This is a genomic window from Nonomuraea sp. CA-143628 (assembly GCF_050942315.1).
Taxonomy (GTDB): domain Bacteria; phylum Actinomycetota; class Actinomycetes; order Streptosporangiales; family Streptosporangiaceae; genus Nonomuraea.
Window position 1 is genome coordinate 8,829,044 of the sequence record NZ_CP192072.1, and the last position, 25,357, is coordinate 8,854,400.

The window sequence follows — 25,357 nt, forward strand, 5'->3', positions numbered from 1 at the left end:
ACATCCGTGTACCGGCAAAGAACAACAAAAAGCGGGCGTCCTCTCCCAGAAGAGGACACCCGCCGAAAGTCTCGCGGTCAGTGCGAGAAGTTACCCCGGTAGTACTGGAACACGAATCCGATCATGGCCATGATGATCAGGAACACGCCGATCAGGAACATCCAGAACCCGATCACGAACCCGGCGAACGCGAACGCCGCCGCCAGGCAGAGGAACAGCGGCCACCAGCTGCTCGGGCTGAAGAACCCGATCTCACCGGCGCCGTCGCTGATCTCGGCCTGCTTGTTGTCCTCGGGCTGGTCGCCGATGCGCCGCGCCGTGAACATCAGGTAGTAGCCGATCATGAACGCGAAGCCGACCGAGATGGCCATGGCCGTGGTGCCGACCGGCTCCCCGTGACCGGTGTCCGCCTTGGTCCAGAACCAGTAAGCGACGTCCACACCGGCGAAGAACAGGCCGCACAGCAGGAACAGCCAACCCTGTACCTTCATCAGGCCTCGACCTCCTGGGGCGTCTTGGCGGACACGTGCGGGTAGTGCAGGTCGAACGCGGGACGCTCGGACCGGATCCGCGGCAGCATGGTGAAGTTGTGCCGCGGCGGCGGGCAGGAGGTCGCCCATTCGAGCGAGTTGCCGTAGCCCCACGGGTCGTCGACCGTGACCTTGGGCGCGCTGCGCGCGGTCTTCCAGACGTTGTAGAAGAACGGCAGCACCGACAGGCCGAGCACGAAGGCGCCGACCGACGAGATGAGGTTCAGGTCGGTGAAGCCGTCGGCGGGGCTGTAGTCGGCGTAGCGGCGCGGGAAGCCGACGACGCCGAGCCAGTGCTGGATCAGGAAGGTCGCGTGGAAGCCGATGAACAGCAGCCAGAACTGCAGCTTGCCGAGCTTGTCGTCGAGCATCTTGCCGGTGAACTTGGGCCACCAGAAGTAGAAGCCGGCGAACATCGCGAACACCACCGTGCCGAACACCACGTAGTGGAAGTGGGCCACGACGAAGTAGGTGTCGCTGATCTGGAAGTCGAGCGGCGGCGAGGCCAGGATGACGCCGGTCAGGCCGCCCAGCAGGAAGGTGATCAGGAAGCCGATCGAGAACAGCATCGGCGACTCGAACGTGAGATGCCCACGCCACATCGTGCCGATCCAGTTGAAGAACTTCACGCCCGTCGGCACCGCGATGAGGAACGTCATGAACGAGAAGAACGGCAGCAACACCTGCCCGGTCGGGAACATGTGGTGCGCCCAGACCGTGATCGACAGGCCGGCGATCGAGATCGTCGCGGCCACGAGGCTGATGTAGCCGAAGATCGGCTTGCGGCTGAACACCGGGAAGATCTCACTCACGATGCCGAAGAACGGCAGCGCGATGATGTAGACCTCCGGATGGCCGAAGAACCAGAACAGGTGCTGCCACAGCAGCGCCCCTCCGTTCTCCGGGGTGAAGATGTGGGTGCCGAGCTTGCGGTCGGCCTCCAGGGCCAGCAGCGCGGCGGCCAGCACCGGGAAGGCCATCAGCACGAGCATGCTGGTCAGCAGGATGTTCCAGGTGAAGATCGGCATGCGGAACATCGTCATGCCCGGCGCGCGCATGCAGATGATCGTGGTGATGAAGTTGACCGAGCCGAGGATCGTGCCCAGGCCCGACAGCGCCAGACCCATGATCCACAGGTCACCGCCCATGCCCGGCGAGCTGATCGCGGTCGACAGCGGCGTGTAGGCGAACCACCCGAAGGAGGCGGCGCCGTTGGGCGTGAAGAAGCCCGACACCGCGATGATGCTGCCGAACAGGTAGAGCCAGTAGCTCACCATGTTCAGCCGGGGGAAGGCCACGTCGGGCGCGCCGATCTGCAGCGGCATCAGCTCGTTGGCGAACCCGGCGAACAGCGGCGTCGCGAACATCAGCAGCATGATCGTGCCGTGCATGGTGAACAGCTGGTTGAACTGCTCGTTGCTGGTGAACTGCAACCCCGGCTGCGCCAGCTCGGCCCGCATGATCAGCGCCATGACGCCGCCGATCAGGAAGAAGACGAACGACGTGATCAGATAGAGGTGACCGATGATCTTGTGGTCGGTGCTGGACAGCCACTTCACGACCACCGCGCCCTTGCTGGCACGCCTCGGGGTCGTCGAGATTGGCTCTTGGATGGCGGTCACTGAGCGCTCCCAGCCTGAGTCGCGATGTACTGGTCGTACTCAGCCTGCTTGACGAGCTTCACCGAGAAGAGCATGCGGCTGTGGTCGACGCCGCACAGCTCGGCGCAGCGGCCCGCGTAGACGCCGGGCTTGTCCAGCGTCTTGATCTCGAAGAAGCGGCCCTTGTTGTCCTTGGGCAGCCCCGGGATGACGTCACGCTTGAACAGGAACGCCGGCACCCAGAAGGAGTGGATGACGTCGGGCGACTCCAGCTCGAACTCCACCGTCTTGCCCACGGGCAGCACGAGCTGCGGGCCCGACTTGTAGTCGCTCACGGGCTGGCCCACGACCGGCTTCAGCGTCTTGCCGTTGAGCGTCGTGGTGAACCGCCAGCTCCACTGGAACGCCTCCACCTTGACCTTGACGTCAGGGTGGCCGGAGAGCTGCTGCAGGTCCCGGCTGTCGCGCGCGGTGAAGAAGAAGAACACCGACACCATGACCAGCGGGATCAAGGTGTAAAGCATCTCGATCGGCAGGTTGTAACGGACCTGCGGCGGGAGCTCGGCCTTGGCCTTGCGCTTCACATGGAACACACACGCCCAGATGATCAGGACGATGACCACGGCGCCCGTGGCGAGTGCGGCGACCCAGGCCCCGTTCCAAAGATTCTGGACGATGTCGCCCTGGCTGGTGATGTGCTCAGGAAGCAGACCCTTGGACCAATCGGCCTCGGGAATGTCACTAGCACATGCCGTAGCGGAGGCCAGCAGCAACGCCAAAGCGGCGGCTCGCGGCACTCTGCGCCGGGCCAACGAACGCCGTGTCGAACGGCGAGTCGGACTCACGGATCGCCTACCCCACAGATGAAGCCCAGGAGTCCTCCTGGGCGCTCGTAATGTCTAAAAGCACAGCTGATTGCAGACACATTAGCGTGCAAGAGCCCCGCCCTCCCGCGCGCCCCCTCGATGGCGTACGGCAAGTGGGACGATGGGTCTCGTGGCGTACTTTGACGCGGCCTCGACCGAGCCGCTCCACCCCCAGGCCCGCGAGGCGCTCCTGGCGGCGATCGATGTCGGCTGGGCCGACCCCGCGAGGTTGTACGGCCAGGCCCGCCGTGCGCACCTGCTGCTGGAGCAGGCCCGTACGGAAGTGGCCGAGGCGCTCGGCGCGCGCCCGGACGAGGTGTCGTTCACCTCTTCGGGCACACAGGCCGTGCATCTCGGCGTGCTCGGCACCCTACACGGCAGGCGGAGGGCGGGGCGGCATCTGGTGACGAGCGCGGTCGAGCACTCCAGCGTGCTGCACGCCGCCAGCCTGCACGAACGCGGCGGCGGTACGGTGGAGATCGTGGGGGTGGATCTGCGCGGACGCGTCGACCCGGCCGCCTTCAAGGCCGCCGTCGCCAGGCCCGACACGGGCCTGGCCTGCCTGCAGACGGCCAACCACGAGGTCGGCACGCTCCAGCCGGTGGCGGCCGCGGCCGCGGCCTGCCGGGAGCACGGCGTCCCGCTGCTGGTCGACGCCGCGCAGACGGCCGGTCGGCTGCCGATTCCGGAGGGCTGGTCGGTGCTGACGGCCAGTGCCCACAAGTGGGGCGGTCCCGCCGGGGTGGGCGTGCTGGTGGTGCGCAAGGGCACGCGGTTCAGGTCGTTCCTGCCGGAGGACGAGCGCGAGCGGCGCCGGGTCCCTGGGTTCGAGAACGTACCGGGCATCGTCGCCGCCGCGGCCGCGCTGCGCGCGATGACCGCCGAGGCGGCGCGCGAACGTTCCCGGCTCTCCGCGCTCGTCGACAAGATCAGGCGGACCGTGCCGGAGATCGTGCCCGACGTGGAGGTGATCGGCGATCCGGTCGAGCGGGCGCCCCACATCGTGACGTTCTCCTGCCTGTACGTCGACGGGGAGGTCCTGCTCACCGAGCTGGACAAGGCGGGATTCGCAGTATCGTCCGGGAGTTCGTGCACCGCTAGTACGCTTCGTCCATCGCACGTTCTGGAAGCCATGGGCGTGCTCACGCATGGGAATGTCCGGGTGTCACTGCCCAGGGGCGCTTCCGCGGCCGAGGTCGACAGGTTCCTCGCCGTGCTGCCCGATGTGGTGCACCGAATCCGGCAGGACGCAGGAGTCGCATGACCGAGGTTATTCAGCCGGCGTTGACGATCGACGCGCTCGGGAAGAAGTGCCCGATCCCGATCATCATGCTCGCCGAGCAGATCAACTACGTCCCGCTCAACGCCGTGATAGCCGTCCTGGCCGACGATCCGGCCGCGTTCACGGACGTGCCCGCCTGGTGCCGCCTGAAGTCCCACCGCCACGTGGGCTCCTACGAGCTGCCGCAGGGTGGCTGGTCCATCCACGTACGCCGCAATTACTGACATTTCGTACGTACGGCGCAGAGCATCACAAAGTGGGTATGAAGCCCCTCGGGTCAGACCATCGACTTCCGGGGGGAAGACATGACGGACGGACACTCACACCAGACCGCGCGCGACCTGATGAGCCATGGAGCGGAGTGCATCCCCGCCCACGAGACGCTCGACCGGGCCGCGCAGATGATGCGTGACAGCCACGTCGGGGCACTGCCGGTCTGCGTGGACGACCGCGTGACCGGGATCATCACCGACCGCGACATCGTGATCAAGTGCGTGGCCGAGGGCCGCGCCCCGTCGGCCATGCGGGCGGGCGACCTGGTGGTCGGGCTGGTCTCGGTGCCGGTCGACGCCACGGTCGAGGAGGCACTCCAGCTCATGGAGGACCATCAGATCAAGCGGCTGCCGGTGATGGCGGACATGCGGATCGTCGGCATGATCACCGAGGCCGACCTGGCCAGGCACCTGCCCGACGACCAGCTGGTCGAATTCGTCCACCGGGTTTACCTGGACGTCTGACCACCTGCCGTATCACGGGCCGCGTACGCCCTGCGGTGTCGCGGGCCGCGCACGCCCTGCGGTGTCGCGGGCCGCGTACAGACCGCATCATCACGGAGCACACACCACCCCGCCGCACTGACCGTGCGGCGGGGCGCTCCGCGTGGGGAGGCGGTGGCTGTGGGTCAGGCGTGGTGGCAGCGGACGAGGTCCGCGATCTCCTCGGCGGCCCCGGCTCCGTAGGCGGCGCCGAAGCGCTCCAGGAAGGCCTTCTGCCCGAGCTCGTACTCCTGGCCGCCGACCCGCTCCAGCACGTGTGTGGCGGTCAGGTTGCCGAGCTGGCCGCAGCGCTCCAGCGGCAGGCCCCAGGCCAGACCGGACAGGAAGCCCGCGCGGAAGGCGTCGCCGACGCCGGTCGGGTCGGCCTTGCCCTGCTCCGGCGCGGGAGCGACCTGGATGGACGGCTCACCCGCGCGGTCGATGACGGCGCCCTTGGGGCCGAGCGTGGTGACGCGGACGCCCACCCGGTCGAGGATCTCGGCGTCGGACCAGCCGGTCTTCTGCTCGATGAGCCCCTTCTCGTAGTCGTTGGAGAACAGGTAGGCGGCGCCGTCGACGAGGTCGCGGATCTGCTCGTCGGCCATGCGCGCGAGCTGCTGCGAGGGGTCGGCGGCGAACGGGATGCCACGCTGGCGGCACTCGTCGGTGTGGCGCAGCATGGCGTCGGGGTCATTCGGGCTGATGAGCACCAGGTCGAGCCCGCCCACGCGGTCGGAGACGGGCCGCAGCTCGATGAGCCGCGCCTCGGCCATCGCGCCGGTGTAGAACGAGGCGATCTGGTTGTGATGCTCGTCCGTGGTGCACAGGAAGCGGGCCGTGTGATGGTTCTCGGAGACGTGCACGGAATCGCAGTCCACGCCGTGGCGCTCCAGCCAGGAGCGGTAGTCGGCGAAGTCCGAGCCGACCGCGCCCACGAGAATCGGGGTGAGCCCCAGGCAGCCCATGCCGAAGGCGATGTTCGCCGCGCACCCGCCGCGACGTATCTGCAGGTCGTCCACCAAGAAGGAGAGCGACACCCGATCGAGCTGCTCGGCGATGAGCTGCTCGCCGAAGCTTCCTGGGAATGTCATCAGGTGGTCGGTCGCGATGGAGCCGGTGACGGCGATGCGCACGGGATTCTTCTTCCTCGTTGTCGGCAAGCCAATGAACCAAACGAGGATACGCGAGTAAGGATACGCGAAGGTCCCGCGTCGCACGGATGCGAGCGGGACCTTGGGCGCATCGACTAGTTGAACGAGTCGCCACAGGCGCAGGAGCCCGTGGCGTTGGGGTTGTCGATGGTGAAGCCCTGCTTCTCGATCGTGTCGACGAAGTCGATGGAGGCGCCCAGCAGGTAAGGGGCGCTCATCCTGTCGGTGACCACGCTCACGCCGCCGAAGTCGGACACGACGTCGCCGTCCATCGAGCGGTCGTCGAAGAAGAGCTGGTAGCGCAGACCGGAGCAGCCACCCGGCTGCACGGCCACGCGCAGCTGCAGGCCCTCTTCGCCCTGCTGCTCAAGCAGGGCCTTGACCTTGGCGGCGGCCGCGTCAGTCAGGATCAGGCCCTGCGTCGTGGTCTCGCTGCTCTCAACCGTCATCTGCTGACTCCCTAACCCGGCTGTCTGTTTACGACGTCCTACTTAGACGCTACCAACACATCCCCCGTGCTACACATTCCCAGCCCTCCGGACCCCCGGAATAAGCGCTACGGGCGATATGTCATGATGAGTATCGTCAGTTCGACGATAAGGGGGTATGGCCATGGCCACCCAGACTGGGCTGCCGCTCTTCGTACTCGGCCGGGACGCCGATCCGCACAGCGAGAAGGGGGTCGACTGTCCTGGTGAGCTGCCACCGGCCTCCGATCCGGACCTGGTGGAGCGGGCGCGCAAGGCCAAGGAGGCGCTCGGTGACCGTTTGTTCGTGCTGGGCCACCACTATCAGCGTGACGAGGTCATCCAGTTCGCCGACGTCACCGGCGACTCCTTCAAACTCGCGCAGCAGGCCGCGGCCCGGCCGGAGGCGGAGTTCATCGTCTTCTGCGGCGTGCACTTCATGGCCGAGTCCGCCGACATCCTGACCGGCCCGGAGCAGAAGGTGATCCTGCCCGACCTGGCGGCGGGCTGCTCGATGGCGGACATGGCCACCTTCGACCAGGTCGAGGAGTGCTGGGAGTCGCTGGAGGACGCCGGTCTCGCCGATCAGGTGATTCCCGTCACGTACATGAACTCCAGCGCCGACATCAAGGCCTTCTGCGGCCGCAACGGCGGCGCGGTCTGCACCTCCTCCAACGCCAAGCGGGCCCTTGACTGGGCCTTCGAGCAGGGGCAGAAAGTGCTGTTCCTGCCCGACCAGCACCTGGGCCGCAACACCGCGGTGCTGGAGATGGGCATGTCGCTGGACGACTGCGTCGTCTGGAACCCCCACCGCCCGAACGGCGGTCTCACCCGCGAGCAGCTCGACCGCGCCAAGATGATCCTTTGGAAGGGCCACTGCTCGGTGCACGGCCGGTTCACGGCCGAGTCGGTCGATGACGTACGGCGGCGCATCCCTGGCGTCAACGTGCTCGTGCACCCGGAGTGCAAGCACGAGGTGGTGCTCAAGGCCGACCACGTCGGCTCGACCGAGCACATCATCAAGACGCTGGAGGCGGCCCCGGCGGGTTCGAGCTGGGCGATCGGCACTGAGCTGAACCTGGTCAAGCGACTCGCCACGCAGTTCCCCGACAAGAACGTCTCGTTCCTGGACAGGACGGTCTGCTACTGCTCGACGATGAACCGGATCGACCTGCCGCACCTGGTCTGGGCGCTGGAGTCACTGGCGCTCGGGGAGGTCGTCAACCAGATCACGGTCGACGCCGACACCACCCACTGGGCCAAGGTCGCCCTGGACCGCATGCTGGCCCTCCCCTAACCTCTCACGACCGCCGGGCATCCCTCCCAAGAGCCCCAGCCACGACGGGCTGTCCTCATGCACTCCCCCGCAGGGGTTCCCTCCAGGGACCCCTGCCATAACGCACCGCCCCCACCCACCCCCCAAGGCCACCAGCCACCACGAACCGCCCTCATCCGCGCCCCCGGAGGGGGTATCCCTCCCCAAAGAACCGCAACCCACAACGGACCGTCACGGGGATCGAGACGGTCGCGTGACGAACCCCCCACTACTCGCCGAAGGCGTACACAACCCGGACGCCAATCGACAAGGTCTGGCGTCCGGGACTGATCGACGCCTTCGCGTCCGCCGCCAGCGCGGCGAACGCCATCGGCTGCGGCCCGCCCACCGACTCCTCGGTCACCGAGACGACCCCGCCCAGCGGCCGCCCGGCCAGTTCGGCGTACTGGGCGGCCTTGGCGGCGGCGTCACGGAACGCCCGTGTCCTCGCCTCCGCCAGGGCCCCGCTGGGGTCGGACAGCTCGAACGACACCCCGTTCAGCCGCGCCTCCTCCCCCACCGCCGCCACGGTGTCGATCACCCGGTCGGCCCGCGACAGGTCGCGGACCAGCGCCTCGACGCCCTGCGCGGCCCTGTACGCGGCCACCTTGGGATAGACCTCGTACTCGGGGCCAAGGGACAACTCGCTGGTACGCAGGTCCTCCGGGGCGATGCCGGCCCCCGTCAGCGCCTCCGTGAGCCGGACGGCGGCGGCCCTGACGGCGGCGAAGGCCTCGGCGGCCGAGGTCCTGCGCACCTCCACGCCCGCGTTCAGGCGCATGACGTCGGGCGCGGCCGAGACCGCCCCCTCGCCGGCGACGGCGATCTGCTCGTGCTCCGTTTCCACGCGCACCCCCTTGGGTCCGTAGGATCGGCGGGTTCGTCAGGGCGTACCGCGGCTGAAGCGCATGCCCATCTTGTCGAACTCGGCCCGCTTGGCCGCGGTGGCCAGCACTCTGATGACCTGCCCCTTCAGATCGATCACAACCGCCTCGTATCCGGCGCCCTTGGCCCGCCACACGGCCAGGTGCTGGTCATCCCACCAGCCGATGAGCCGGTTGGTGGCGAACGGGATGGTGACGGGCGTGCCGCCGCCCGTCGTGGACCTGGCGCAGACCGCGCCGCCCGCCGCGGTGCAGTGGGACAGGAACAGCCCGCCCGACGGGGAGACGTCGTCGCCCTCCACCCAGACGGGCGAGCCCGCGCTGGACAGCGTACGCAGCGCGTTGCCGTCCAGGTCGTAGAACTTCATCCGGCCGCCCACCCACGTGCCGACGGCCTGCCCGCCGGCGTCCCAGAAGAAGCGCCACTCGCCCGCGCCCTTCTCCTTGACCTGGTAGACCTTGCCCGTGCCCCGCGCGACGTCGATGACGCCGTAGCCGTACTCGACGCTTTCTCCACCCGTGTCCTTGAAGAGCGTGACCAGGCCGAGCTTGCCGTCCGGCGACCAGCGCGGCGTCGTCGGGAACACCGGCCTGGTGCTGAGCCTCACCGTGCGCTTGGCGCCGGTCCGGTGGTCGATGATCGACACGAGGGAGTAGCCGTCACTGCTGTAGTCGACGTCGGTGGCGAGCGCGCGGGCGCCGTCGGCGTCCAGGGCGTACTCGAAGTAGTGGTTGTCGAGCGTGAAGTCGTTGGAGGCGGCCCGCCGGATGTAGACGCCTTTGCCGCCGTTCAGGCTGTAGGAGGCCAGCTTGATCGGGTCGGAGCCGTTCTCCCGGATCTCGACGGAAGTGCCGGGCAGCGCGATCGTCCGGGAGCTCTGGTCCGGGGTCGGGGTCGGGGTCGGGGTCGGGGTGTATGAGGCGTCCGTGCTGTTCGTCTCGTCCGGTGTCGGCGAGGAGGTGCCGATCGGGCCGGGCAGGGACGCGAGTCGTACCGCGACGATGCCGCCGACCGTGGCCAGCGCCAGCGTGCACGCGACCGCCGTGGCGACGATCCACCCGATGCCCCGCCGACCGCCTGTCCGGGCGGGCGGCTGGGTCAGCGGGAGTTGTTGTTGGTATAACGGCCGCGCGTACGGGGGCGGCGGAGGCTGCTGGTACGGCATGTGCGCCGACGGCACCGGCCCGGAGCCCCCGGGCGGCCCGGACACCTGCGGAGGCGTGAAGCCCGAACTCACCGGCGGCCCGGGCACCTGCGGAGATGTGAAGCCCGAGCTCACCGGCGGGACCGGGCCTGCGGCCGCCACGGCGGTGCCCTGGCGCAGGAGGCTGGGTGGGGCGCCGCCGGGCTGCTGTTGGAGGCCGGATGGGGCGCCGCCGGGCCCGTGGCCGAGCAGCCGCATCAGCGCCTCACCCGCCGTCGGCCGCCGGCCAGGATCCTTGGCCAGGCAGTCCGCCACCAGCGAGCGCAGCGCCGGATCCTGAATCGGCGTGACGTCGGCGTCGGTATGGATGATCCGGTTGACCACCGCCGGCAGGCTGTCCTGCCCGAACGGCGGCTGCCCGGAAGCGGCGAACAGCAGCGTGCACGCCCACGCGAACATGTCCGCCTGAGGCCCGGGAGCCGCCTCCGTGAGCTGCTCGGGCGCCATGAACGACGGCGTGCCGATGGCGCTGGCCGTCAGCGACGAGGTCAGGTCGAGCGCCCTGGCGATGCCGAAGTCGATCACCCGGGGCCCGTCGGAGGCCAGTACGACGTTCGACGGCTTGAAGTCGCGGTGCACGATGCCCGCCTGGTGGATGGCGACGAGCGCGGTCACCGTACCGATCGCCAGGCGGTGCAGGGACGTCCCCGAGCGCGGACCGTCCGTGCGCACCACGTCATCGAGCGTCGGCCCGTCGATGTACTCGCTGACGATGTACGGCAGGCCGCCGAACAACCCCGTCTCGACGACCTGAGCGGTACAGAAAGGGGCGACCCGCCGGGCCATCGCCACCTCGCGGACGAACCGTTCCGAAGCCTCGTGGTCCCCGGCCAGGTCCGCGCGGAGCAGCTTCACCGCGACCTTCGCGCCGTTGGCGGCGGTCGCGAGGTAGACGGTCCCCTGCCCGCCCTCGCCCAGCCGCCCCGACAGGGTGTACGCCCCCACCGACGCGGGATCCCCTGGCCTGAGGGCCACGAGGTCCGGCATTACAACCCCCATATATGGCGTCTTTTCCGCCATTCTGGTGGGTTCCGCGGCTCCGCGTCAGCCCATCGCCCCACACACCAGCCAGAACACGCCGGTCGCGTCGGTCCGCGGTCCGCCACCGAGGCCGGGGCGCGCCCTCGCGTCACGGCCCCAGACGACGTCGCGTCACAGGCCGCGGACGGCCTCGCGTCACAGGCCGCGGACGGCGTCGCGTCACAGGCCGCGGACGGCGTCGCGTCACAGGCCGCGGACGGCGTCGCGTCACAGGCCGCGGACGGCGTCGATGATCGCGCCAGAGGCGGCGAGGTGGATGCGGCGGGTCGAGGAGGTCAGGCGGACGTGGTCGGCGTTCAGGTCGCCCGCCAGCCGCTCCTGACGTCGCGCCCTCCCGCCCACGCCGATCACGGTCACCGGGCTGATCACCGTCACCGCTACGTCGGGAAAGGCGTGCCGCGTCCGGACAAGGCGCAGGTCGGCCGCCATGTCCCGCCGGGCCAGAAACTCCCCAACGGCCGCGGCGAACACCCTGCCGGTACGGTACCCGCGCCCCTGGTCCGGCAGCCCGCTGACCAGCCGATGGACGACCGGCCCCGCCAGGAAGGCGAGCGCGGCGGCACCCCAGGCGCCGCCCAGCGCGGGCAGCCATCGGCCGACCGACCTGCCGAGCGATGAGGCGCGCCGGTCACGGTCGGCGCGGCTCGGGTCGACGAGCACCAGCCGGGACACGCACATCGGATGCAGCCTGACGAACGCCTCCGCGTGCCAGGCGGCCACCGAGTGGGCCACCACGGTGACCTGTTCGGGATGGGCGGGGGCCAGGGCGGCCAGGCGGGCCGCCTCCCCGTACAGGGTGGGTGGAGCGGGCGAGGCGGGGCTGCGGCCGAGACCGGGCCGGTCGAAGCGGATCACCCGGTGGCTCCGCGCGAGTTCGGCGGCCACCCCGTCCCAGTGAGACGACGCGCCGCCCAGCCCCGCGCTGATGAGCACGACCGGCCCCGCGCCCTGAACGACCACGTGCGGCCCCTGACCAGGCGACAGCGGACGGTCGGCGGCCTCCAGCAGCCGCAGCGCGACGTACACCAGCCAGACCGCCACCAGCGTCGCCTGCCCGCGTTGCGCCAGCCCGGCCGGGTATCCGCCCGCGATGGCCGCCAGCGTCAGCGCGGTGACGCCCAGGGCCGCGCCGGTGATCAGCCAGGCGAGGCAGGTGTCCCAGTATCGGCTCAGCAGGGCCATCGCGGCCAGCACGGCGGCCGTGGCCAGCACGCCGGTCACGACGTGGACGTGGTGCGAGAGCGACAGCGGGCCGAGCTCGCAGACGGGATCGCCCAGCGCGGCGCAGTCGAGCGGGAACAGCCCACCGGCGAGCACGAGAACGCCGAAGGCCGCCAGCCCGAGCCAGGCGAACCGCTCCCGCCGCACCTGGGGCGTCAGTGCCACCCCGAGCACGATCGCCAGGCCCGCCAGCACGTCGGCGGTCCTGAACAGGCGCGTCGCGGGTTGATCGCGCGCCGCCAGCTCGCCGACCAGGCCGTCGCTCCGGTCGACCAGCGGGCTGGTGAACTGGCCGGGCATCCAGGCGCTGTACAGCACGGCCGCCACCACGAAGGCGGTGGCCGCGAGCACCAGCAGTCGTCGCTCCACGTGATCATTAGATCACCCGGTGCGATCAGAGGCCGGGGGCGCCCCATACCGGGAACCAGCGGCCGAGATCCTGTTCCAGCGGCAGCTCGCCCTCCAGCGCGCCTCTGGCCTGGAGTTCGAGCGCGTTGTCGCGGTGCTGGCCGGACAGCGGCGCGAAGGGGTAGAACGTGCCGCGTTTGTACAGGTAGACGACGGCGAGCCGCCGGCCGTTGGGATCGGTGAACGACACCAGCGAGCAGAGCAGCGAGGGGCCGAACCCGGCGCCCTCCAGCGAGGCGTTGACCGCGTGCAGCTCGGTGACCAGGTCGCTGACGTCGTCGGGCGATCGGCGCACCAGGAGCCAGGTGTAGCCGTAGCCATCGGAGGATTTGTCGACGCGGTCGCCGAGCAGCGCCTGCACGTCGCTTTCGAGAGTGGCGAACGCGCCGCCCTCCGCCGCGCGGAAGGACACCGAGCCGAGACCGGTGGGAACGAGACCGGTGGCGGCCTGCAGTGTCACCGCCGCGGACGGCAGGGCGAACAGTGCGTCGAGGTTGGGCGGTGCGGGCTTCGACCGGCCTAGCAGGGTGTCGAGCCAGCCCATACGGTCAGCCCCTTCCGAGTTGGGCGGAGATCCTGGCCAGCTGCTCCAGGCGGCGCTCCAGCGGTGGGTGGGTGGAGAACAGAGTGGCGATGGAAGCGCCCTTGGCCAGCGCCGGGGCGAAGTAGAAGGCGTTGAACGGCGCCGCCTCACGCAGGTCTTGGCTCGGGATCCTGGCCATGTCGCCGGTGACCTTGGTCAGCGCGCTGGCCAGGGCCGACGGCCGCTGGGTGAGTAGGGCGCCCGCCCGGTCCGCGGCCAGTTCGCGGTAGCGCGACAGGGCTCGGGTGAGCAGGAAGCTGATCGCGTACACGACGATCGAGACCAGCATGATGATCAGCCCGATCGGCACGCCGCCGTTGTTGTCCCGGCTGCGGCCCAGCCCTGTGTACAGGGCGAACCTGGTCATCAGACCGGCCACGATGCCGAGGAACGAGGCGATCGTCATGACCGCGACGTCACGGTGGGCGACATGCGACAGCTCGTGTGCCAGCACGCCCTCCAACTCCTGGGGCTCCAGGCGGCGCAGGATGCCGGTCGTCACGCAGAGGACGGAATTGTTCTGGTTGCGGCCGGTGGCGAAGGCGTTGGGGACGTCGGAATCCGCTATCGCCACCCGCGGCTTGGGCATGTCGGCCATCGCGCACAGGCGGTCGACCATGCCATGGAGCTCGGGAGCCTCTTGCGGCGAGACCTCCCGGCCGTGCATCGCGAACAGCGCGATGCGATCGGACAGGAAGTACTGCGCGAGCAGCAGGCCCCCGGCGAGCACCAGCACGACCAGTCCTTGAACGCCCACGGCGATGAGGACACCCATGAAGGCCACGTAGAGCAGCCCCAGCAGGAACATCGTCACGACCATGCGGGTGGTCAGACCGCGGTCGGGCGCGAACCGCGTGTTCATGGCTAGCCCGGGATGAGACCCTGGTCGCCCAGCATCTCCCGGACCTCCTCGATCGAGGCGTCCGCGGGGGGAAGGATCAGCTCTGACGGCTCAAGGCTGTCGTCGGGAAGCGACTTGCCCACGAGGCGAACCTTGTCGAGCAGGGCGTGCAACTTGACCCGGAAGCTCGCCTCGTCGTCGGACTCGATGGCCGACTCGAGCTCGCTGTCGAGCTGGTTGAGCACGGAGATGTCGTCGGCCGAGATCTCGACCTGCCCCTCGCCCATGATTCTGACGATCATGCGCCCTCCCCAGGCTGGCGCAGCTGCTGCGTGTTCTGAGGCTGAGCCTGCTGAGGCGCGGCCTGCTGGCCGCCCTGGCCCGGCTCGATGGCGCTCTTGGGCGCCGGACCCTGGCCGAGCTCGGCCTTCATCCTGGCCAGTTCCAGCTCCACGTCCATGCCGCCGCCCATACGGTCGAGCTCGGCCTGGATGTCGTCGCCGCGCGTGCCGCTGTAGTCATCGAGCGCGCCGCTGGCGAGCAGCTCGTCGATGGCACCGGCGCGGGCCTGCATCTGCGCGGTCTTGTCCTCGGCGCGCTGGATCGCGAGACCGACGTCGCCCATCTCCTCGGAGATGCCGGAGAAGGCCTCGTTGATGCGCGTCTGCGCCTCGGCCGCGGTGTAGGTGGCCTTGATCGTCTCCTTCTTCGTACGGAAGGAGTCGACCTTTGCCTGCAGCCGCTGGGAAGCCGTGGTCAGCTTCTCCTCCTCGGCCTGCAGGTTCTCATGCTGGATCTTCAGGTCGGCCATCTGCGACTGCAGATTGGACCGGCGCTGGAGGGCCTCGCGGGCCAGGTCCTCGCGCCCGACGGACAGCGCCTTGCGGCCCTGCTCCTCATAACGCCTGGCCTGCTGTTCGAGGCCGTTGACCTGCAATTCCACCCGCTTGCGCGAGGTGGCGACGTCTGCCACGCCCCGGCGTACCTTCTGCAGCAACTCCAGTTGCCGCTGGTAGGAATAGTCGAGGGTCTCGCGCGGATCCTCCATTTTGTCCAGGGCCTTGTTGGCCTTGGACTTGAAGATCATCGAAAGTCTCTTCATCACGCTCATGCGCGTCGGCCGTCCCCTTCTTAGGTCGTGCTGGTGTTCACCCAGTGCAGCGCAGCCGCCTTGGGATTACCCTACGCATAACGCACGGGGGCGTCACTAAGTTGCCATCCAGGTAGGGTTGACGTCGTGTTGCGACGCCGTTCCCAAACCTCCGTGGACGACACCCCCGTCCCCATTGACGATCCTAAGCCCCAGGGCAAGGGTCGTCCCACACCCAAGCGCCGGGACGCGGAAGGCAGACGGCGCCAGCCGGTCACCGCGCCCAAGGACCGCAAAGAGGCCTATCGACAGGCCCGCGCCAAGCAGACCGTCGAGCGCGAGCGGGCCCGCAAGGGCATGCTCGCGGGCGACGAACGCTATTTCCCGGCCCGCGACAAGGGCCCGGCGCGCAAGTTCGCGCGCGACTGGGTCGACTCGCGGCGGCTGCCGAGCCAATACTTCCTGCCGTTCTCGCTGGTGATCCTGCTGGCGACGTGGATCCCGTGGCCGGCCGACATCCGTCCGCTGGTGCTCGGCTACGTGATCACGATCGGCTGGCCGATCATGATGATCGGTGTGCTCTTCACCTCGATCTTCGTGGCCTGGCGGATCAAGAAGCTGGTGGCGGAGAAGTATCCCAAGGAGAACCTGCGCGGCGTCGGCTTCTACGCCGCGATGCGGGCCCTGCAGATCCGCAAGCTGCGCTTCCCGCCGCCCACGGTCCTGCCGGGCGGCAAGCCGGTGCCGCCCAAGAAGTAACGCGGTTCACTGCGGCTTTCGCGCCGTTTCGCTCCTGCTTCTCCCAGCGCGGCACTCCTCGGGTGACCGCGGGCGTCGGCCGCCCAAGGCCGGATGTGGACACGCTCGCGGGGTGTTCAGCCCCTCGTGGCGGAGTCAGACTGTCGCGCATGACAGATCGTCCGCCCGAGAGCACCGGCTCCACATCGTCGTCGGACAGCCGCGGGACGACCGGGGCGAAGTGCGCGCTCGCGGTCAAGGGCCTGATGGGGATAGAGGCCATCACCTGGGGCAGCGGGAGCTCCTGGCGTACCGGCACGGGAGTTCCGGATCACATCGCGGCGCCCATCCAGTTGATGTGCTTCGAACTCCTGCCCTATGCCCTGCTCAGGGCCGGGCACATCAGCGAGAAGACGTTCCTGCTGGGCATGCGGAACCGGTCCTCGACCAAGTACGACGGCGGGTCGGAGGCGTGGGCGGGCTTTCTGTGCGATCCGGTGTCGAAGGATCGCGTGCCGGTGGACGAGCTCGCGGGCCTGCGTACCGTGGCGGGCGACGTCATCGTCATGATCGGCGGCTCCGCCGACGCGTTCCACACCGTGACCGTCTCGGGCACCGCCTCGACCGGCCCCGCCAAGGAAGGGCCGATGATCTACTCCCTCGCCGACCGCAGCCCGACCAGCGATCCCACCGAAATGACCCTCGGTAAGATCATCGCTCAGTTCCTGCCTTATGAGACGGTCGCCGTACAGGTGCTCACCGTGAAGCCGAGCCTCCTGGAGTGAGTTCACGGCCACCAGTGGAAAGAGCTGTCGCGGCGCCAGGTGGGGGCGCCGATCTGTCACGGGCGGGCGCCTCTTTCGATTTTTTCGACGAGCGGCAGGGGCTCGTTCACAGCCATTGGCGGGTGGGCCAGGCTTCGAGGCGCCACGCGCTGTCCCAGAACATCCACTCGTATTCGGTCGCCCGGATGAACGCCTCCGCCATGGCTTCGCGGATGGCGGGGCCGGACTGGGCGGCCTGCCGGTCGGTGATGGCCCTCGCCTGTTCGGCGGAGACGGCGAAGGCGGGGTCGGAATAGGTGGCGATCCACGCGTGGTACGGATGGTCGCGCCGCCCCTCCGTACGCGCCAGCAGTGCCGTGCCGACGTCCTGGTAGACCCAGAAACACGGCAGCACGGCGGCGGCGAGCACGGGTAGCGGCGCGGTGAGCGCGGTGGCCTGAAGGTAGGACGCGTACGCCAGGCAGGTGGGCGAGGTGGGAATGGCCGCCATCTCCTCGGCGTCCAGGCCGAATTCGCCGAGATAACGGCCGTGCAGGGCCCGTTCGACCGTCAGCGCCGTATGGGCGGACTGAGCGAAGAACGCGGCGTCGGAGGAATCGTCCGCCCGCGCCGCCGCCGTCGCCAGCGTTTTCGCGTACGCCGTCAGATAACGGCTGTCCTGAACGAGATAGAAGGCGAAACGCTCCCGGTCGAGACCGCCGTCCCCGAGCGCGTTGTTGAACGGATGGTCGCGGATCGCGTCGAGCAGCTTGGCCGCGCGCATCCAGATTTCATCGCAGAACATACCCTCACTCACCAGAGTGCGTGGAAATGGTGGACGGGGCCGTCTCCCCCGGCCTGGAGAACGCCCGCGGCCCGCGGCGCGCCGTTCAGATATCCCTGGCCGTCCACCCTCGAGCCGGTGCCGACAACGGAGAGGATCTTGGAAACGGGAGCCACCCGGACGTCCCTTCGCTAGTGCGAACTAGATCAGGTTCTACGGGTGTGATCTCAGCCCGACCTGCCGGGCACCCCGCGTCGCAGATCAGGGTAACAGAGGTCATGGTCGCGGACGGCGGTCCACTATGGGCCCGCGAGGGGGCGGTCTTCATCCGGTCGCGTTCCCCAGCGAGGCGGAAGGCACGCATCCAGCCGAACTTGCCGGGGATTCTCGCGGTCGACCAACGACCCGAGCACCTTCATTCCGGCCGCGTGCCGAGCGGGAATCGCCGGCGCCTCGAAGAATTCGATGAATTCCGCGCGGCGGCCTTCCTTCACCCGATAGGGTCCGCACCTCGACCATTAAGGCCGTCCCTCTCCGCCACGACCGCCACGATCGGCGGCAAGTGGAAGCTCATCATCCTGGAGTGGCTCGCCGAATCGCCCGAACACTTCGCCGACCTGCGGCAGGTGGCTCCGCCAGGAAGTGCCGGCCGAACAACTCCGGGAGCCGGCCGCCGACGGTCTGGTCAATCGCGAGCCGGCGGGAAAGGCCCCGGTGCCGGTGGAGTATTCGCTGACGGAATACGGGCGTTCGGCGTTGCCGATCGTCGAGAGCATGCCGCTGTTCGGCCGCCGTCATATCGAACGCCGGGCGACGATCGACTGATTCCGCAGAGCGAACGATTGAGCCCGTTGCCGAACCCGGACCAGGTCTGAATTCCTCTCTTGGTGCCTTAGACTGGCTCGCCCGTAATGCGCGCCGTGCCCGGCGCAGGGTTTCATTTGAGAAGCCTGGCAGTGTTTCATTTGAGAAGTCAGGAAGTGCTACCTCGGGTATCGGCCATCGGGTAAGCCGGAAGCGCTTCGGCCTGTATCATCCGAGCGGGCTCTAAACGCCCCGCATCGCCTCTTCTCGGCATGCGCCGAATCACCAGGATCAACTCCCTGTGGCCGCACGGCTCACAGCAAGGAGGATTTTCATGCGCATTTTACGTACCGGCTATAAACTCGCCCCGGCAATGGCGGCGGCGTTCTTGGTTCTGACGCTGACCTCATGCGGCAGCGGCAGTGGCAGCGGCGAAACCGCCGCCACGGGAACCACCGCTGCCGAAGCCGCGGACACGAACCAGAAGGCGACGGAAAAAACAGCCGCCCCCGCCGGTGAAAGCGTCAAAACCGGCGTCATGGATCAGCTGCGCAAAACGCGGGAGATAAAGGAGCTGCCGTACAAGCCGGCGGCCGTGACGAAGTTCGTGTCGTGCATGGCCAACGTCCTGGTGAAGTACAGCAACAAGAAGGACCTGCAAGCCTTCGCCCATGGCTCGCTCGACCTGGAGAGCATCCGGCAGACCGACAAGGCCGCAGCCGACAAGGCGGGCTTCAAGTGCACGGAGGTCGTCAGCAAGGACGATCTCAAGCAATAGACGGCGAGCCCGCCGGATGCCGTACTCCAGCACCCGGCGTCCGATCCAGCAGGTCGATCGGCCGGGCACGCGCCTGGTCCATCGGCGGCGCGGCCAACCCGGACGATCCCTTGGCCAGGGGCTCGCGAACCACCAGGCTTTGCGGCCCCGGCAGCACGGCCATGGATCGTCCGCCCGCCTCGCGCCGCTCGCGCTCGCCCAACAGCATCCGTACGGCCTGGTCCAGGTCTCGCGTCGCCGGAGCGCGACGAACGGCAGGCTGACCCGCATGGAACGGACGCCGTACGCGACCTTCTCGCGGTCGGCCGGGCTGATGGGTGCGGTGTCGAGCAGGGCGCGCTGGGCCCCGGCGGGCAGACCGCACCCATCCCGATTTAGATCACCGCATGAGACGGGCCTAAGGTCGGATCTATGGAATTCCGTACCCTCGGTCGCAGCGGTCTCAAGGTCAGCGAGATCAGCTACGGCAACTGGCTCACCCATGGCTCCCAGGTCGAGGAGGACGCCGCCAAGCAGTGCGTGCAGGCGGCGCTCGACGAGGGCATCACGACGTTCGACACCGCCGATGTCTATGCCGGCACCAAGGCCGAGTCGGTGCTCGGCCGGGCCCTGAAGGGCGTACGCAGGGAATCGCTGGAGATCTTCACGAAGGTCTACTGGCCGACGGGCCCCGGGCCGAACGACCGCGGCCTGTCCCGCAAGCACATCACCGAGTCCATCCATGGCTCGCTGCGGCGCCTGCAGACCGACTACGTCGACCTGTACCAGGCGCACCGCTTCGACTTCGAGACGCCGCTGGAGGAGACGCTCAAGACCTTCGACGATCTCGTACGGCAGGGCAAGGTCCTCTACATCGGCGTCAGCGAGTGGACGGCCGACCAGATCGCCCAGGCGCTGAAGATCGCCGACGACATGGGCTTCGACCGGATCGTGTCCAGCCAGCCTCAGTACTCGATGCTCTGGCGCGTCATCGAGCCGGAGGTCGTACCGCTCAGCGAGCGTGAGGGCATCGGCCAGATCGTCTGGTCGCCCATCGCGCAGGGCGTACTGACCGGCAAGTACCTGCCCGGCCAGGCCCCGCCGGCAGGCTCCAGGGCGACCGACACGGCCGGCGGCGCCGACATGATCGCCCGCTTCATGAACGACGACGTCCTCACCCGCGTACAGGAGCTCCAGCCGATCGCCGCCGACCTCGGCCTCACCATGGCGCAGCTCGCGGTCGCCTGGGTCCTGCAGAACCCGAACGTCTCCAGCGCCATCGTCGGCGCCTCACGCCCCGAGCAGGTGCGCGACAACGTCAAGGCGGTCGGGGTCAAGCTCGACTCCGACGTACTGGAGCGGATCGACTCCGTGCTCGGCCCGGTGGTCGAGCGCGATCCCGCCAAGACGGCCAGCCCGCCGAAGCGCCCGTAACATCCCCGGCAGCAAAAACCCCTTGAGCGACAATCACGCTCAAGGGGTTTTTCATTTCTCTTTGCTTCACTCCGGACGCAATGACAATCCCGTGTATTCGACCCGGTCCTCGTCGAGCAGCGCCACCTGCTCGACCCCGGATTCCAGCAGCTCACCCCAGTTCTCGCCAAGCCAGGACTCCGCGTCCGCCTGGCTCGGGAAAACTTCTCGCGGCAAAGGGCGATCCGTTACCTCACCACCATTTGCATTTTCATAACGCCACCGCCATGTCATGCCATACGCTCCTTTTCCGCGGGTTCGCCGACGCACCCTCCGACGGCACTGGAACCTTACTCCCGAGCTTGGAGGTCAATCGATGCTGCGCGCGTATCGTGTGGCGGCGAAAGCCCCCGTCGGGGCGTCTCGTGCGACGGGAGCTGCCGTCGGGGCACCTCGTGTGACGGGAGTCGCCGTCCGGGCACCTCGTGTGACGGGAGCTGTCTTCGGAGCGGCTCGTGTGGCGGCAGGCGTCGCCGTCGCGGCGGCCGCCTTCCTCGCCGCCCCCTCCCCGCCCTCGCCGCTTCCTCGGCTTTGCCGGCCCTGACCACGCCCTCCGCCCTCCCCGCCCTCGCCGCATTCTCCGTCTTTCCCAACCTCGCCACGCCCCCCTTCGGACCGAACGAGCCCGTCCCCGGAGCGCCCGACCCCAACGTCGTACGCCTATGGAGCGTCTGGCAGAGCGACGGCACCGCGTGGCTCGCGAGCTCCCCCAAGGACTCTCCACCGGACGGATCAGTGATCGGCTGGCGCTTCTCCGCCTCCCCCGACGGCACCGCGACGGAGCCGCCCGGGGGCGACCTGCCGTCGTTCCAGACGGTGTGCGGCAAGGACCCCGCGGCTTCTGGCAGCAAGCGGGTCGTGGTCAGGGTGGACTTCGGCGACCCCGAGTCTGACGCCTTCCCCGGTGAGCAACCGCCCGAGGAAGGGCTGACGAAGTGTGTGACGGGCGCGGAGACCGCCTCCACGACCCAACTACTGACCACGGCCGCCAAGGCCCGTGTGAACGCTCAGGGGGACGTGGTGGCGATCAACGCCTACCCAGCCAAGGCCGCCGCCGACACCGACCTCGGCACCCCCGCCTCACCCGCCAGCGCCTCACCGGACGGCGCCTCACCCGCCGACGCCTCAGCGGACGGCACCTCACCCGCCGGCGCCTCGTCGGACGGGCCGCCACTCACGCTGATCGCGGGCGGCGCGGTCGCCCTCGTCCTCCTCAGCGGCGGCGCCATCGTGGCCACCCGCCGCCACTCCCGAACCCCCGCTCACTGACCCACGCCCACGCCCACGCCGCCAGGCTCCAGGCGCCAGGCCCAAACACGCGAAGAGCGGCAATTCCGCTTCGTGCCGCCCCCAACCCCAAGACCCCCAGCCCGCCGAAACCGGCAGTCCCGCTGTACGCCACCCACCCCCATGGCCCTCAGCCCGCCGAAACCTGCAGCCCCGCTGCGGACCACCCTCCAACCCATGGCCCCCAACCCGCCGAAACCAGCAGCCCCGCTGTACGCCACCCCCCCATGGCCCTCAGCCCGCCGGGAGTGGTAGGTCCGTTGCGGACCGGGATGCCGGGTTCTATGTACGCTCGGCCCGGTGAAACTCCTTCTCGCCGGTACCGCGGGCCTCACAGGCTGGCCGGAGGCGGGTTGCCCGTGCGCCTCATGTGCCGGGCTCCCCCACGGCCACCGACGACCGTTCGAGCTCGTCGTCGACGGTGTGGCGCGCTTCCCGTTCGACGACGTGCCACCCGGTTACCGGGCCCTGGCCGACGGTCACGGCCTGGAGGGCCCCGACGGCACCCGGCTGCTGTACACGCTCCCGGCGGCGACGGCAGCCCCGGACGCAGCGACGTCCCCGGACGCGACTGCGACCCCGGACGCCACGACGGTTCCGAACGCGACAGCGGCCCCGGCTACCCCGTACGACATCCTGCTGATCGATCCGCTCGACCGGCCCGAGCGGATCGGGCTCCTGCGCCAAACGGGCTTGGTGGCCGACAGCACCCAGGTGGTAGCCGTCGGGATGGACCACCGGGTCAGGTCCGAGGAGGAGTTGTCGCGGCGGCTCGCCCTGTGGGGCGTACGAACCGTGCCGGATGGGACGACGCTCGACACCGCACTCGCCACCCCACCGGCTCCAGCACAGCCGAGGAGAACCCTGCTGCTGGGCGGTTCCCGTTCGGGCAAGTCGGCGGAGGCTGAGCTACGACTGGCCGCCGACCCGTACGTCACCTATGTCGCCACCGGCTCGCGCGGCGAAGGCGACGGTGAGTGGGCGGCGCGGGTACGGGCCCACCGCGAGCGCAGGCCCGCACACTGGGCGACGGTGGAGACCACCGACCTGGCGGGGACGATCCGCGCGGCGACGACGCCACTGCTGGTCGACGGGCTGGGCACGTGGCTGGCGGCGGTGTTCGACGAGTGTGGTGCCTGGGACGGCGATCGGGCGCCGGTCGCCGCGCGCTGCGATGAGCTGGTGGCGGCGTGGCGGGGTACGACCCAGCGGATCGTGGCCGTGTCGGACGAGGTGGGCATGGGTGTGGTGCCCGCCACGGCCAGCGGGCGGGCGTTCAGGGACGAGCTGGGGCGGCTCAACGAGCGCCTCGCCGACGAGTCCGAATATGTCGCCCTTGTGATCGCCGGCCGCCCAGTGCGTCTGTGACACCGGGATACGCGACGTCGGGCCGGGCGGCGAACTGCTCTGGCGTACGACCGGGCCTGGTTGCCGACCGCTCCGGATACGACCGGGCCCGGCGGACCGCTTCGGCGTACGGCCGCAGACCGCCCTGTAGGACCGCCGGTCTAGTTGCGGATCGCTCTGGCGTACCAGCGACCCTCCATGCGGTCGACGTGCAGAGAACGGCCGAAACAGTCGGACAGGTTCGCGGGCGTGAGGACGTCCGCGACCGGCCCCGATGCCAGGACGCGCGCGTCGCGCATGAGCATGGCGTGCGTCGTCGTGGCGGGTACCTCCTCCAGGCGGTGGGTCACCGTCACCGTGGTGAGCACCGGCCTGGTCGTCGCCAGGTCCTCCACCGTCTCGATGAGGTCCTCGCGGGCCGGCAGGTCGAGGCCGGCGAACGGCTCGTCGAGCAGCAGCACAGCCGGGTCCGCCATGAGCGATCTGGCCACCCTGATCCTGGCCCGCTCACCCTGGGAGCACACCCGGAACAGGCGTTCGGACAGGTCCTTGCAGCCCACGTCCCCCAGCAGGCGCAGTGCGCGGTCCCGCTCGGCGTCGCCGTACTTGTCCCAGAGCGGGGCGCTCGTGCCCGTGTGGCCGGTGAGCACCACGGTGAGGGCGGTGGCGCCTTCCTCCTCCAGGAGTTCCTCGTCGATCAGCCGCTGGCTGGAGGCCACCAGGCCGATGTGGCGCCGCAGCGAGCGTACGTCGGCCCGGCCGAGCCGGTGGCCGAGGACGCTGACCGTGCCCTCCGTCGGGTGCCGTACGGCCGCGGCCAGCGAGAGCAGCGTCGTCTTGCCGGCACCGTTGGGCCCGAGCACGGCCCAGTGCTCGCCGTACTCCACTCGCCAGTCGACCGCACTCAGCAGCGACTTGCCGGCGACCCGGACTCCTACGCCTTCGAGTTCAACAACGTGCATCCGGCCACCCTAGTGGCCGCCCCCGGACTCCCTCAGCGTCCGATGGGTGGGTGTTATTGCTATTTTTACGGCCGGCCCGGTGAGCCCCACCCGTCATCTGCGGCTGAGGTCTGTCCAGGGGCACGCTCCTCCGGTTCACCGGGCTGGGCGCCGTGACGTGCGTCTGCTTGACCCCGGTCCGTGGACACGCCGACACCATAGGGAGGGTGCACGTCTTCTTGGCCCGGTCCGTGGGCGCGTCGGCGACCGTAGGGAGAGCGTGATGGACGGGGTGCGGTTCGCGATCGGGACGTTGAGTGTGTTCCCGGTCCGGGTGACACGCGTCGATCGCCAGGTGGCGGGACGGGCGATGGTGCTGGCCCCGGTTGTCGGGCTGATGCTGGGCGCCGTGGCCTGTGTGCCGTTGCTGCTTCCGGGGCCGCCGTTGCTGGGTGCGGCGCTCGCGGTCGGACTGCTGGCCGTACTGACGCGGGGGCTGCATCTGGACGGCCTGGCCGATCTCGCGGACGGGCTGGGCAGCGGGAAGCCCGCCCCTCAGGCGCTCGACATCATGAAAAAGTCGGATATTGGGCCGTTCGGCGTGATCACCCTGGTGCTGACGCTGCTCATCCAGGTGACCGCCCTTTCCGGGCTCGCGCCGACGCCCTTGTCGACCACGCTGTCCGGGCTCGAAGCGCCCGCCCTGGCCGGGCTCGGGCCGTCCGCCCTGGTGGTCGCCTGCGTCACCGGCCGGTTGGCGCTCACCTGGGCCTGCCGGTCGACCGTTCCCGCCGCCCGCCCCGGCGGGCTCGGCGCGCTGGTCGCGGGCACGGTACGGCCGGGCGCCGCCTGGGCGGCCACCGCCCTTGCCCTGGCGGCGGCAGCGGGCCTCGGCCTGGTGGCGGGACAAAGGATGGTGTACGTCCTTCCCCTCGGCATGGCGGCCGGGCTCGCGGCGGCCTTGCTCCTGCTCCGCCATGCCAGGCGGCGCCTGGGCGGGGTCACAGGTGACGTGCTGGGGGCGCTCGTCGAGACCGCCACGGCCACCACGCTCACGATCTGCGCCGTGCTCGGCTGACCGAGGCGGTCTCTCGTACCGGATGATGAGGAGACGCGGCCTGTCGCACACCCAAGCGGAGTACGGCGGCGAATCGCGAGATCATGGCAGCTCCTCCGGCGTCGTGATGAGGTCTTCGCGGCGCCGGCCGAGCCTCGTGGCCTC

The 25,357-nt window shown here is 69.2% G+C and carries 28 protein-coding genes and 1 riboswitch; of the genes, 12 read left to right on the forward strand and 16 right to left on the reverse strand.

Annotation, left to right across the window (positions count from 1 at the left end; genetic code table 11):
• Positions 1–77: 77 nt before the first annotated feature.
• Genes ACQP2T_RS40165 through ctaC form a run of 3 tightly spaced genes read right to left on the reverse strand, consistent with a single transcriptional unit; the run spans position 78 to position 2,943 of the window.
• Positions 78–491, reverse strand: coding sequence for a cytochrome c oxidase subunit 4 (locus ACQP2T_RS40165; protein WP_225298434.1), 414 nt, complete (start codon positions 489–491; stop codon positions 78–80).
• Positions 491–2,152: an aa3-type cytochrome oxidase subunit I gene (gene ctaD / locus ACQP2T_RS40170; RefSeq protein WP_433510079.1), complete on the reverse strand. Its 1,662-nt coding sequence runs from the start codon at positions 2,150–2,152 to the stop codon at positions 491–493. The genes ACQP2T_RS40165 and ctaD overlap by 1 nt, the downstream gene beginning before the upstream one ends.
• Complete coding sequence (gene ctaC, locus ACQP2T_RS40175) at positions 2,149–2,943, reverse strand: aa3-type cytochrome oxidase subunit II (protein ID WP_433510080.1); 795 nt, start codon at positions 2,941–2,943, stop codon at positions 2,149–2,151. Before ctaC ends, ctaD begins: the two co-directional genes overlap by 4 nt.
• 175 nt (positions 2,944–3,118) lie before the next feature.
• Between ctaC and ACQP2T_RS40180 the strand changes: the two genes are divergently transcribed.
• The 3 genes from ACQP2T_RS40180 to ACQP2T_RS40190 all read left to right on the forward strand — a co-directional run bounded on the left by ACQP2T_RS40180 (position 3,119) and on the right by ACQP2T_RS40190 (position 5,016).
• Positions 3,119–4,261: a cysteine desulfurase family protein gene (locus tag ACQP2T_RS40180; protein WP_433510081.1), complete on the forward strand. Its 1,143-nt coding sequence runs from the start codon at positions 3,119–3,121 to the stop codon at positions 4,259–4,261.
• Positions 4,258–4,503: a sulfurtransferase TusA family protein gene (locus ACQP2T_RS40185; protein WP_225298426.1), complete on the forward strand. Its 246-nt coding sequence runs from the start codon at positions 4,258–4,260 to the stop codon at positions 4,501–4,503. Before ACQP2T_RS40180 ends, ACQP2T_RS40185 begins: the two co-directional genes overlap by 4 nt.
• Positions 4,504–4,584: 81 nt before the next feature.
• On the forward strand, positions 4,585–5,016 hold the full coding sequence (locus ACQP2T_RS40190) for a CBS domain-containing protein (RefSeq protein ID WP_433510082.1): 432 nt from the start codon (positions 4,585–4,587) through the stop codon (positions 5,014–5,016).
• 164 nt (positions 5,017–5,180) lie between these two features.
• Here the strand turns inward: ACQP2T_RS40190 and ACQP2T_RS40195 are convergent, their stop codons facing one another.
• Together ACQP2T_RS40195 and ACQP2T_RS40200 are read right to left on the reverse strand one after the other, a co-directional pair.
• Positions 5,181–6,167 (reverse strand): carbohydrate kinase family protein, encoded by a 987-nt coding sequence (locus ACQP2T_RS40195; RefSeq protein ID WP_363989488.1) that lies wholly within the window; start codon positions 6,165–6,167, stop codon positions 5,181–5,183.
• 113 nt (positions 6,168–6,280) lie between these two features.
• On the reverse strand, positions 6,281–6,634 hold the full coding sequence (locus tag ACQP2T_RS40200) for a HesB/IscA family protein (protein ID WP_357944942.1): 354 nt from the start codon (positions 6,632–6,634) through the stop codon (positions 6,281–6,283).
• Between the two features lie 157 nt (positions 6,635–6,791).
• Between ACQP2T_RS40200 and nadA the strand changes: the two genes are divergently transcribed.
• Positions 6,792–7,949: a quinolinate synthase NadA gene (gene nadA, locus ACQP2T_RS40205; RefSeq protein WP_433510083.1), complete on the forward strand. Its 1,158-nt coding sequence runs from the start codon at positions 6,792–6,794 to the stop codon at positions 7,947–7,949.
• Positions 7,950–8,196: 247 nt separating this feature from the next.
• Here the strand turns inward: nadA and ACQP2T_RS40210 are convergent, their stop codons facing one another.
• The 7 genes from ACQP2T_RS40210 to ACQP2T_RS40240 form a co-directional block, all read right to left on the reverse strand.
• Positions 8,197–8,814, reverse strand: coding sequence for an SIMPL domain-containing protein (locus ACQP2T_RS40210; protein WP_433510084.1), 618 nt, complete (start codon positions 8,812–8,814; stop codon positions 8,197–8,199).
• Between the two features lie 36 nt (positions 8,815–8,850).
• On the reverse strand, positions 8,851–11,043 hold the full coding sequence (locus ACQP2T_RS40215; protein WP_433510085.1) for a serine/threonine protein kinase: 2,193 nt from the start codon (positions 11,041–11,043) through the stop codon (positions 8,851–8,853).
• A gap of 261 nt (positions 11,044–11,304) precedes the next feature.
• Positions 11,305–12,687, reverse strand: coding sequence for an alpha/beta fold hydrolase (locus ACQP2T_RS40220; protein WP_433510086.1), 1,383 nt, complete (start codon positions 12,685–12,687; stop codon positions 11,305–11,307).
• 25 nt (positions 12,688–12,712) lie between these two features.
• On the reverse strand, positions 12,713–13,270 hold the full coding sequence (pspAB, locus tag ACQP2T_RS40225; protein ID WP_357640042.1) for a PspA-associated protein PspAB: 558 nt from the start codon (positions 13,268–13,270) through the stop codon (positions 12,713–12,715).
• Positions 13,271–13,274: 4 nt separating this feature from the next.
• Positions 13,275–14,171 (reverse strand): zinc metalloprotease HtpX, encoded by an 897-nt coding sequence (gene htpX, locus ACQP2T_RS40230; protein WP_358188227.1) that lies wholly within the window; start codon positions 14,169–14,171, stop codon positions 13,275–13,277.
• 2 nt (positions 14,172–14,173) lie between these two features.
• Positions 14,174–14,452 (reverse strand): PspA-associated protein PspAA, encoded by a 279-nt coding sequence (gene pspAA, locus ACQP2T_RS40235; RefSeq protein ID WP_357944926.1) that lies wholly within the window; start codon positions 14,450–14,452, stop codon positions 14,174–14,176.
• Positions 14,449–15,237, reverse strand: a complete 789-nt coding sequence (locus tag ACQP2T_RS40240) for a PspA/IM30 family protein (protein WP_433519896.1) — start codon at positions 15,235–15,237, stop codon at positions 14,449–14,451. The genes pspAA and ACQP2T_RS40240 overlap by 4 nt, the downstream gene beginning before the upstream one ends.
• Positions 15,238–15,414: 177 nt before the next feature.
• Here ACQP2T_RS40240 and ACQP2T_RS40245 point away from each other — a divergent pair, with 177 nt between their 5' ends.
• Positions 15,415–15,999: a DUF3043 domain-containing protein gene (locus tag ACQP2T_RS40245; protein ID WP_433510087.1), complete on the forward strand. Its 585-nt coding sequence runs from the start codon at positions 15,415–15,417 to the stop codon at positions 15,997–15,999.
• A gap of 149 nt (positions 16,000–16,148) precedes the next feature.
• Positions 16,149–16,763, forward strand: coding sequence for a hypothetical protein (locus tag ACQP2T_RS40250; protein ID WP_433510088.1), 615 nt, complete (start codon positions 16,149–16,151; stop codon positions 16,761–16,763).
• Positions 16,764–16,869: 106 nt separating this feature from the next.
• Here ACQP2T_RS40250 and ACQP2T_RS40255 read toward each other — a convergent pair whose 3' ends face one another.
• Positions 16,870–17,547, reverse strand: coding sequence for a TenA family protein (locus tag ACQP2T_RS40255; RefSeq protein ID WP_433510089.1), 678 nt, complete (start codon positions 17,545–17,547; stop codon positions 16,870–16,872).
• A 145-nt stretch (positions 17,548–17,692) separates the two neighbouring features.
• A riboswitch (TPP riboswitch) is annotated at positions 17,693–17,788 on the reverse strand.
• A 380-nt stretch (positions 17,789–18,168) separates the two neighbouring features.
• On the opposite strand from ACQP2T_RS40255, the gene ACQP2T_RS40260 reads away from it, so the two are divergent.
• Together ACQP2T_RS40260 and ACQP2T_RS40265 are read left to right on the forward strand one after the other, a co-directional pair.
• Complete coding sequence (locus ACQP2T_RS40260; protein ID WP_433510090.1) at positions 18,169–18,351, forward strand: winged helix-turn-helix transcriptional regulator; 183 nt, start codon at positions 18,169–18,171, stop codon at positions 18,349–18,351.
• 313 nt (positions 18,352–18,664) lie between these two features.
• Complete coding sequence (locus tag ACQP2T_RS40265; protein WP_433510091.1) at positions 18,665–19,108, forward strand: hypothetical protein; 444 nt, start codon at positions 18,665–18,667, stop codon at positions 19,106–19,108.
• On the opposite strand, the gene ACQP2T_RS40270 is transcribed toward ACQP2T_RS40265, so the two are convergent.
• A complete protein-coding gene (locus ACQP2T_RS40270) occupies positions 19,098–19,316 on the reverse strand; it encodes a hypothetical protein (RefSeq protein WP_433510092.1) in 219 nt (72 codons plus the stop codon). The two genes, ACQP2T_RS40265 and ACQP2T_RS40270, sit on opposite strands and share 11 nt — an antisense overlap.
• 203 nt (positions 19,317–19,519) lie before the next feature.
• On the opposite strand from ACQP2T_RS40270, the gene ACQP2T_RS40275 reads away from it, so the two are divergent.
• Positions 19,520–20,521 (forward strand): aldo/keto reductase family protein, encoded by a 1,002-nt coding sequence (locus tag ACQP2T_RS40275; RefSeq protein WP_357944918.1) that lies wholly within the window; start codon positions 19,520–19,522, stop codon positions 20,519–20,521.
• Positions 20,522–20,587: 66 nt separating this feature from the next.
• Here the strand turns inward: ACQP2T_RS40275 and ACQP2T_RS40280 are convergent, their stop codons facing one another.
• The gene (locus tag ACQP2T_RS40280; protein ID WP_393471862.1) at positions 20,588–20,737 is read right to left on the reverse strand and encodes a hypothetical protein; all 150 of its coding nucleotides are present in this window, start codon (positions 20,735–20,737) and stop codon (positions 20,588–20,590) included.
• A gap of 354 nt (positions 20,738–21,091) precedes the next feature.
• Here ACQP2T_RS40280 and ACQP2T_RS40285 point away from each other — a divergent pair, with 354 nt between their 5' ends.
• Both ACQP2T_RS40285 and ACQP2T_RS40290 read left to right on the forward strand, forming a co-directional pair.
• Positions 21,092–21,829, forward strand: a complete 738-nt coding sequence (locus ACQP2T_RS40285) for an SCO2322 family protein (protein WP_433510093.1) — start codon at positions 21,092–21,094, stop codon at positions 21,827–21,829.
• Positions 21,830–22,147: 318 nt separating this feature from the next.
• Complete coding sequence (locus ACQP2T_RS40290; protein ID WP_433510094.1) at positions 22,148–23,215, forward strand: bifunctional adenosylcobinamide kinase/adenosylcobinamide-phosphate guanylyltransferase; 1,068 nt, start codon at positions 22,148–22,150, stop codon at positions 23,213–23,215.
• Between the two features lie 140 nt (positions 23,216–23,355).
• Here ACQP2T_RS40290 and ACQP2T_RS40295 read toward each other — a convergent pair whose 3' ends face one another.
• Positions 23,356–24,156, reverse strand: coding sequence for an ABC transporter ATP-binding protein (locus tag ACQP2T_RS40295; protein ID WP_433510095.1), 801 nt, complete (start codon positions 24,154–24,156; stop codon positions 23,356–23,358).
• A 262-nt stretch (positions 24,157–24,418) separates the two neighbouring features.
• On the opposite strand from ACQP2T_RS40295, the gene ACQP2T_RS40300 reads away from it, so the two are divergent.
• Entirely contained in the window at positions 24,419–25,213 is a 795-nt protein-coding gene (locus ACQP2T_RS40300) for an adenosylcobinamide-GDP ribazoletransferase (protein WP_433510096.1), read from the forward strand.
• Positions 25,214–25,357 lie beyond the last annotated feature (144 nt).

Bases quoted from the DNA above. Each gene is read 5' to 3' on its own strand.
- ACQP2T_RS40270 (WP_433510092.1), bottom strand. From the start codon at position 19,316: ATGCTGTTGGGCGAGCGCGAGCGGCGCGAGGCGGGCGGACGATCCATG.
- ACQP2T_RS40165 (WP_225298434.1), bottom strand. From the start codon at position 491: ATGAAGGTACAGGGTTGGCTGTTCCTGCTGTGCGGCCTGTTCTTCGCC.
- ACQP2T_RS40295 (WP_433510095.1), bottom strand. From the start codon at position 24,156: ATGCACGTTGTTGAACTCGAAGGCGTAGGAGTCCGGGTCGCCGGCAAG.
- htpX (WP_358188227.1), bottom strand. From the start codon at position 14,171: ATGAACACGCGGTTCGCGCCCGACCGCGGTCTGACCACCCGCATGGTC.
- pspAA (WP_357944926.1), bottom strand. From the start codon at position 14,452: ATGATCGTCAGAATCATGGGCGAGGGGCAGGTCGAGATCTCGGCCGAC.
- ACQP2T_RS40240 (WP_433519896.1), bottom strand. From the start codon at position 15,237: ATGATCTTCAAGTCCAAGGCCAACAAGGCCCTGGACAAAATGGAGGAT.
- ACQP2T_RS40255 (WP_433510089.1), bottom strand. From the start codon at position 17,547: ATGTTCTGCGATGAAATCTGGATGCGCGCGGCCAAGCTGCTCGACGCG.
- ACQP2T_RS40200 (WP_357944942.1), bottom strand. From the start codon at position 6,634: ATGACGGTTGAGAGCAGCGAGACCACGACGCAGGGCCTGATCCTGACT.
- ACQP2T_RS40190 (WP_433510082.1), top strand. From the start codon at position 4,585: ATGACGGACGGACACTCACACCAGACCGCGCGCGACCTGATGAGCCAT.
- pspAB (WP_357640042.1), bottom strand. From the start codon at position 13,270: ATGGGCTGGCTCGACACCCTGCTAGGCCGGTCGAAGCCCGCACCGCCC.
- ACQP2T_RS40215 (WP_433510085.1), bottom strand. From the start codon at position 11,043: ATGCCGGACCTCGTGGCCCTCAGGCCAGGGGATCCCGCGTCGGTGGGG.
- nadA (WP_433510083.1), top strand. From the start codon at position 6,792: ATGGCCATGGCCACCCAGACTGGGCTGCCGCTCTTCGTACTCGGCCGG.
- ACQP2T_RS40265 (WP_433510091.1), top strand. From the start codon at position 18,665: ATGCGCATTTTACGTACCGGCTATAAACTCGCCCCGGCAATGGCGGCG.
- ACQP2T_RS40300 (WP_433510096.1), top strand. From the start codon at position 24,419: ATGGACGGGGTGCGGTTCGCGATCGGGACGTTGAGTGTGTTCCCGGTC.
- ACQP2T_RS40180 (WP_433510081.1), top strand. From the start codon at position 3,119: ATGGGTCTCGTGGCGTACTTTGACGCGGCCTCGACCGAGCCGCTCCAC.
- ACQP2T_RS40185 (WP_225298426.1), top strand. From the start codon at position 4,258: ATGACCGAGGTTATTCAGCCGGCGTTGACGATCGACGCGCTCGGGAAG.
- ACQP2T_RS40275 (WP_357944918.1), top strand. From the start codon at position 19,520: ATGGAATTCCGTACCCTCGGTCGCAGCGGTCTCAAGGTCAGCGAGATC.
- ACQP2T_RS40250 (WP_433510088.1), top strand. From the start codon at position 16,149: ATGACAGATCGTCCGCCCGAGAGCACCGGCTCCACATCGTCGTCGGAC.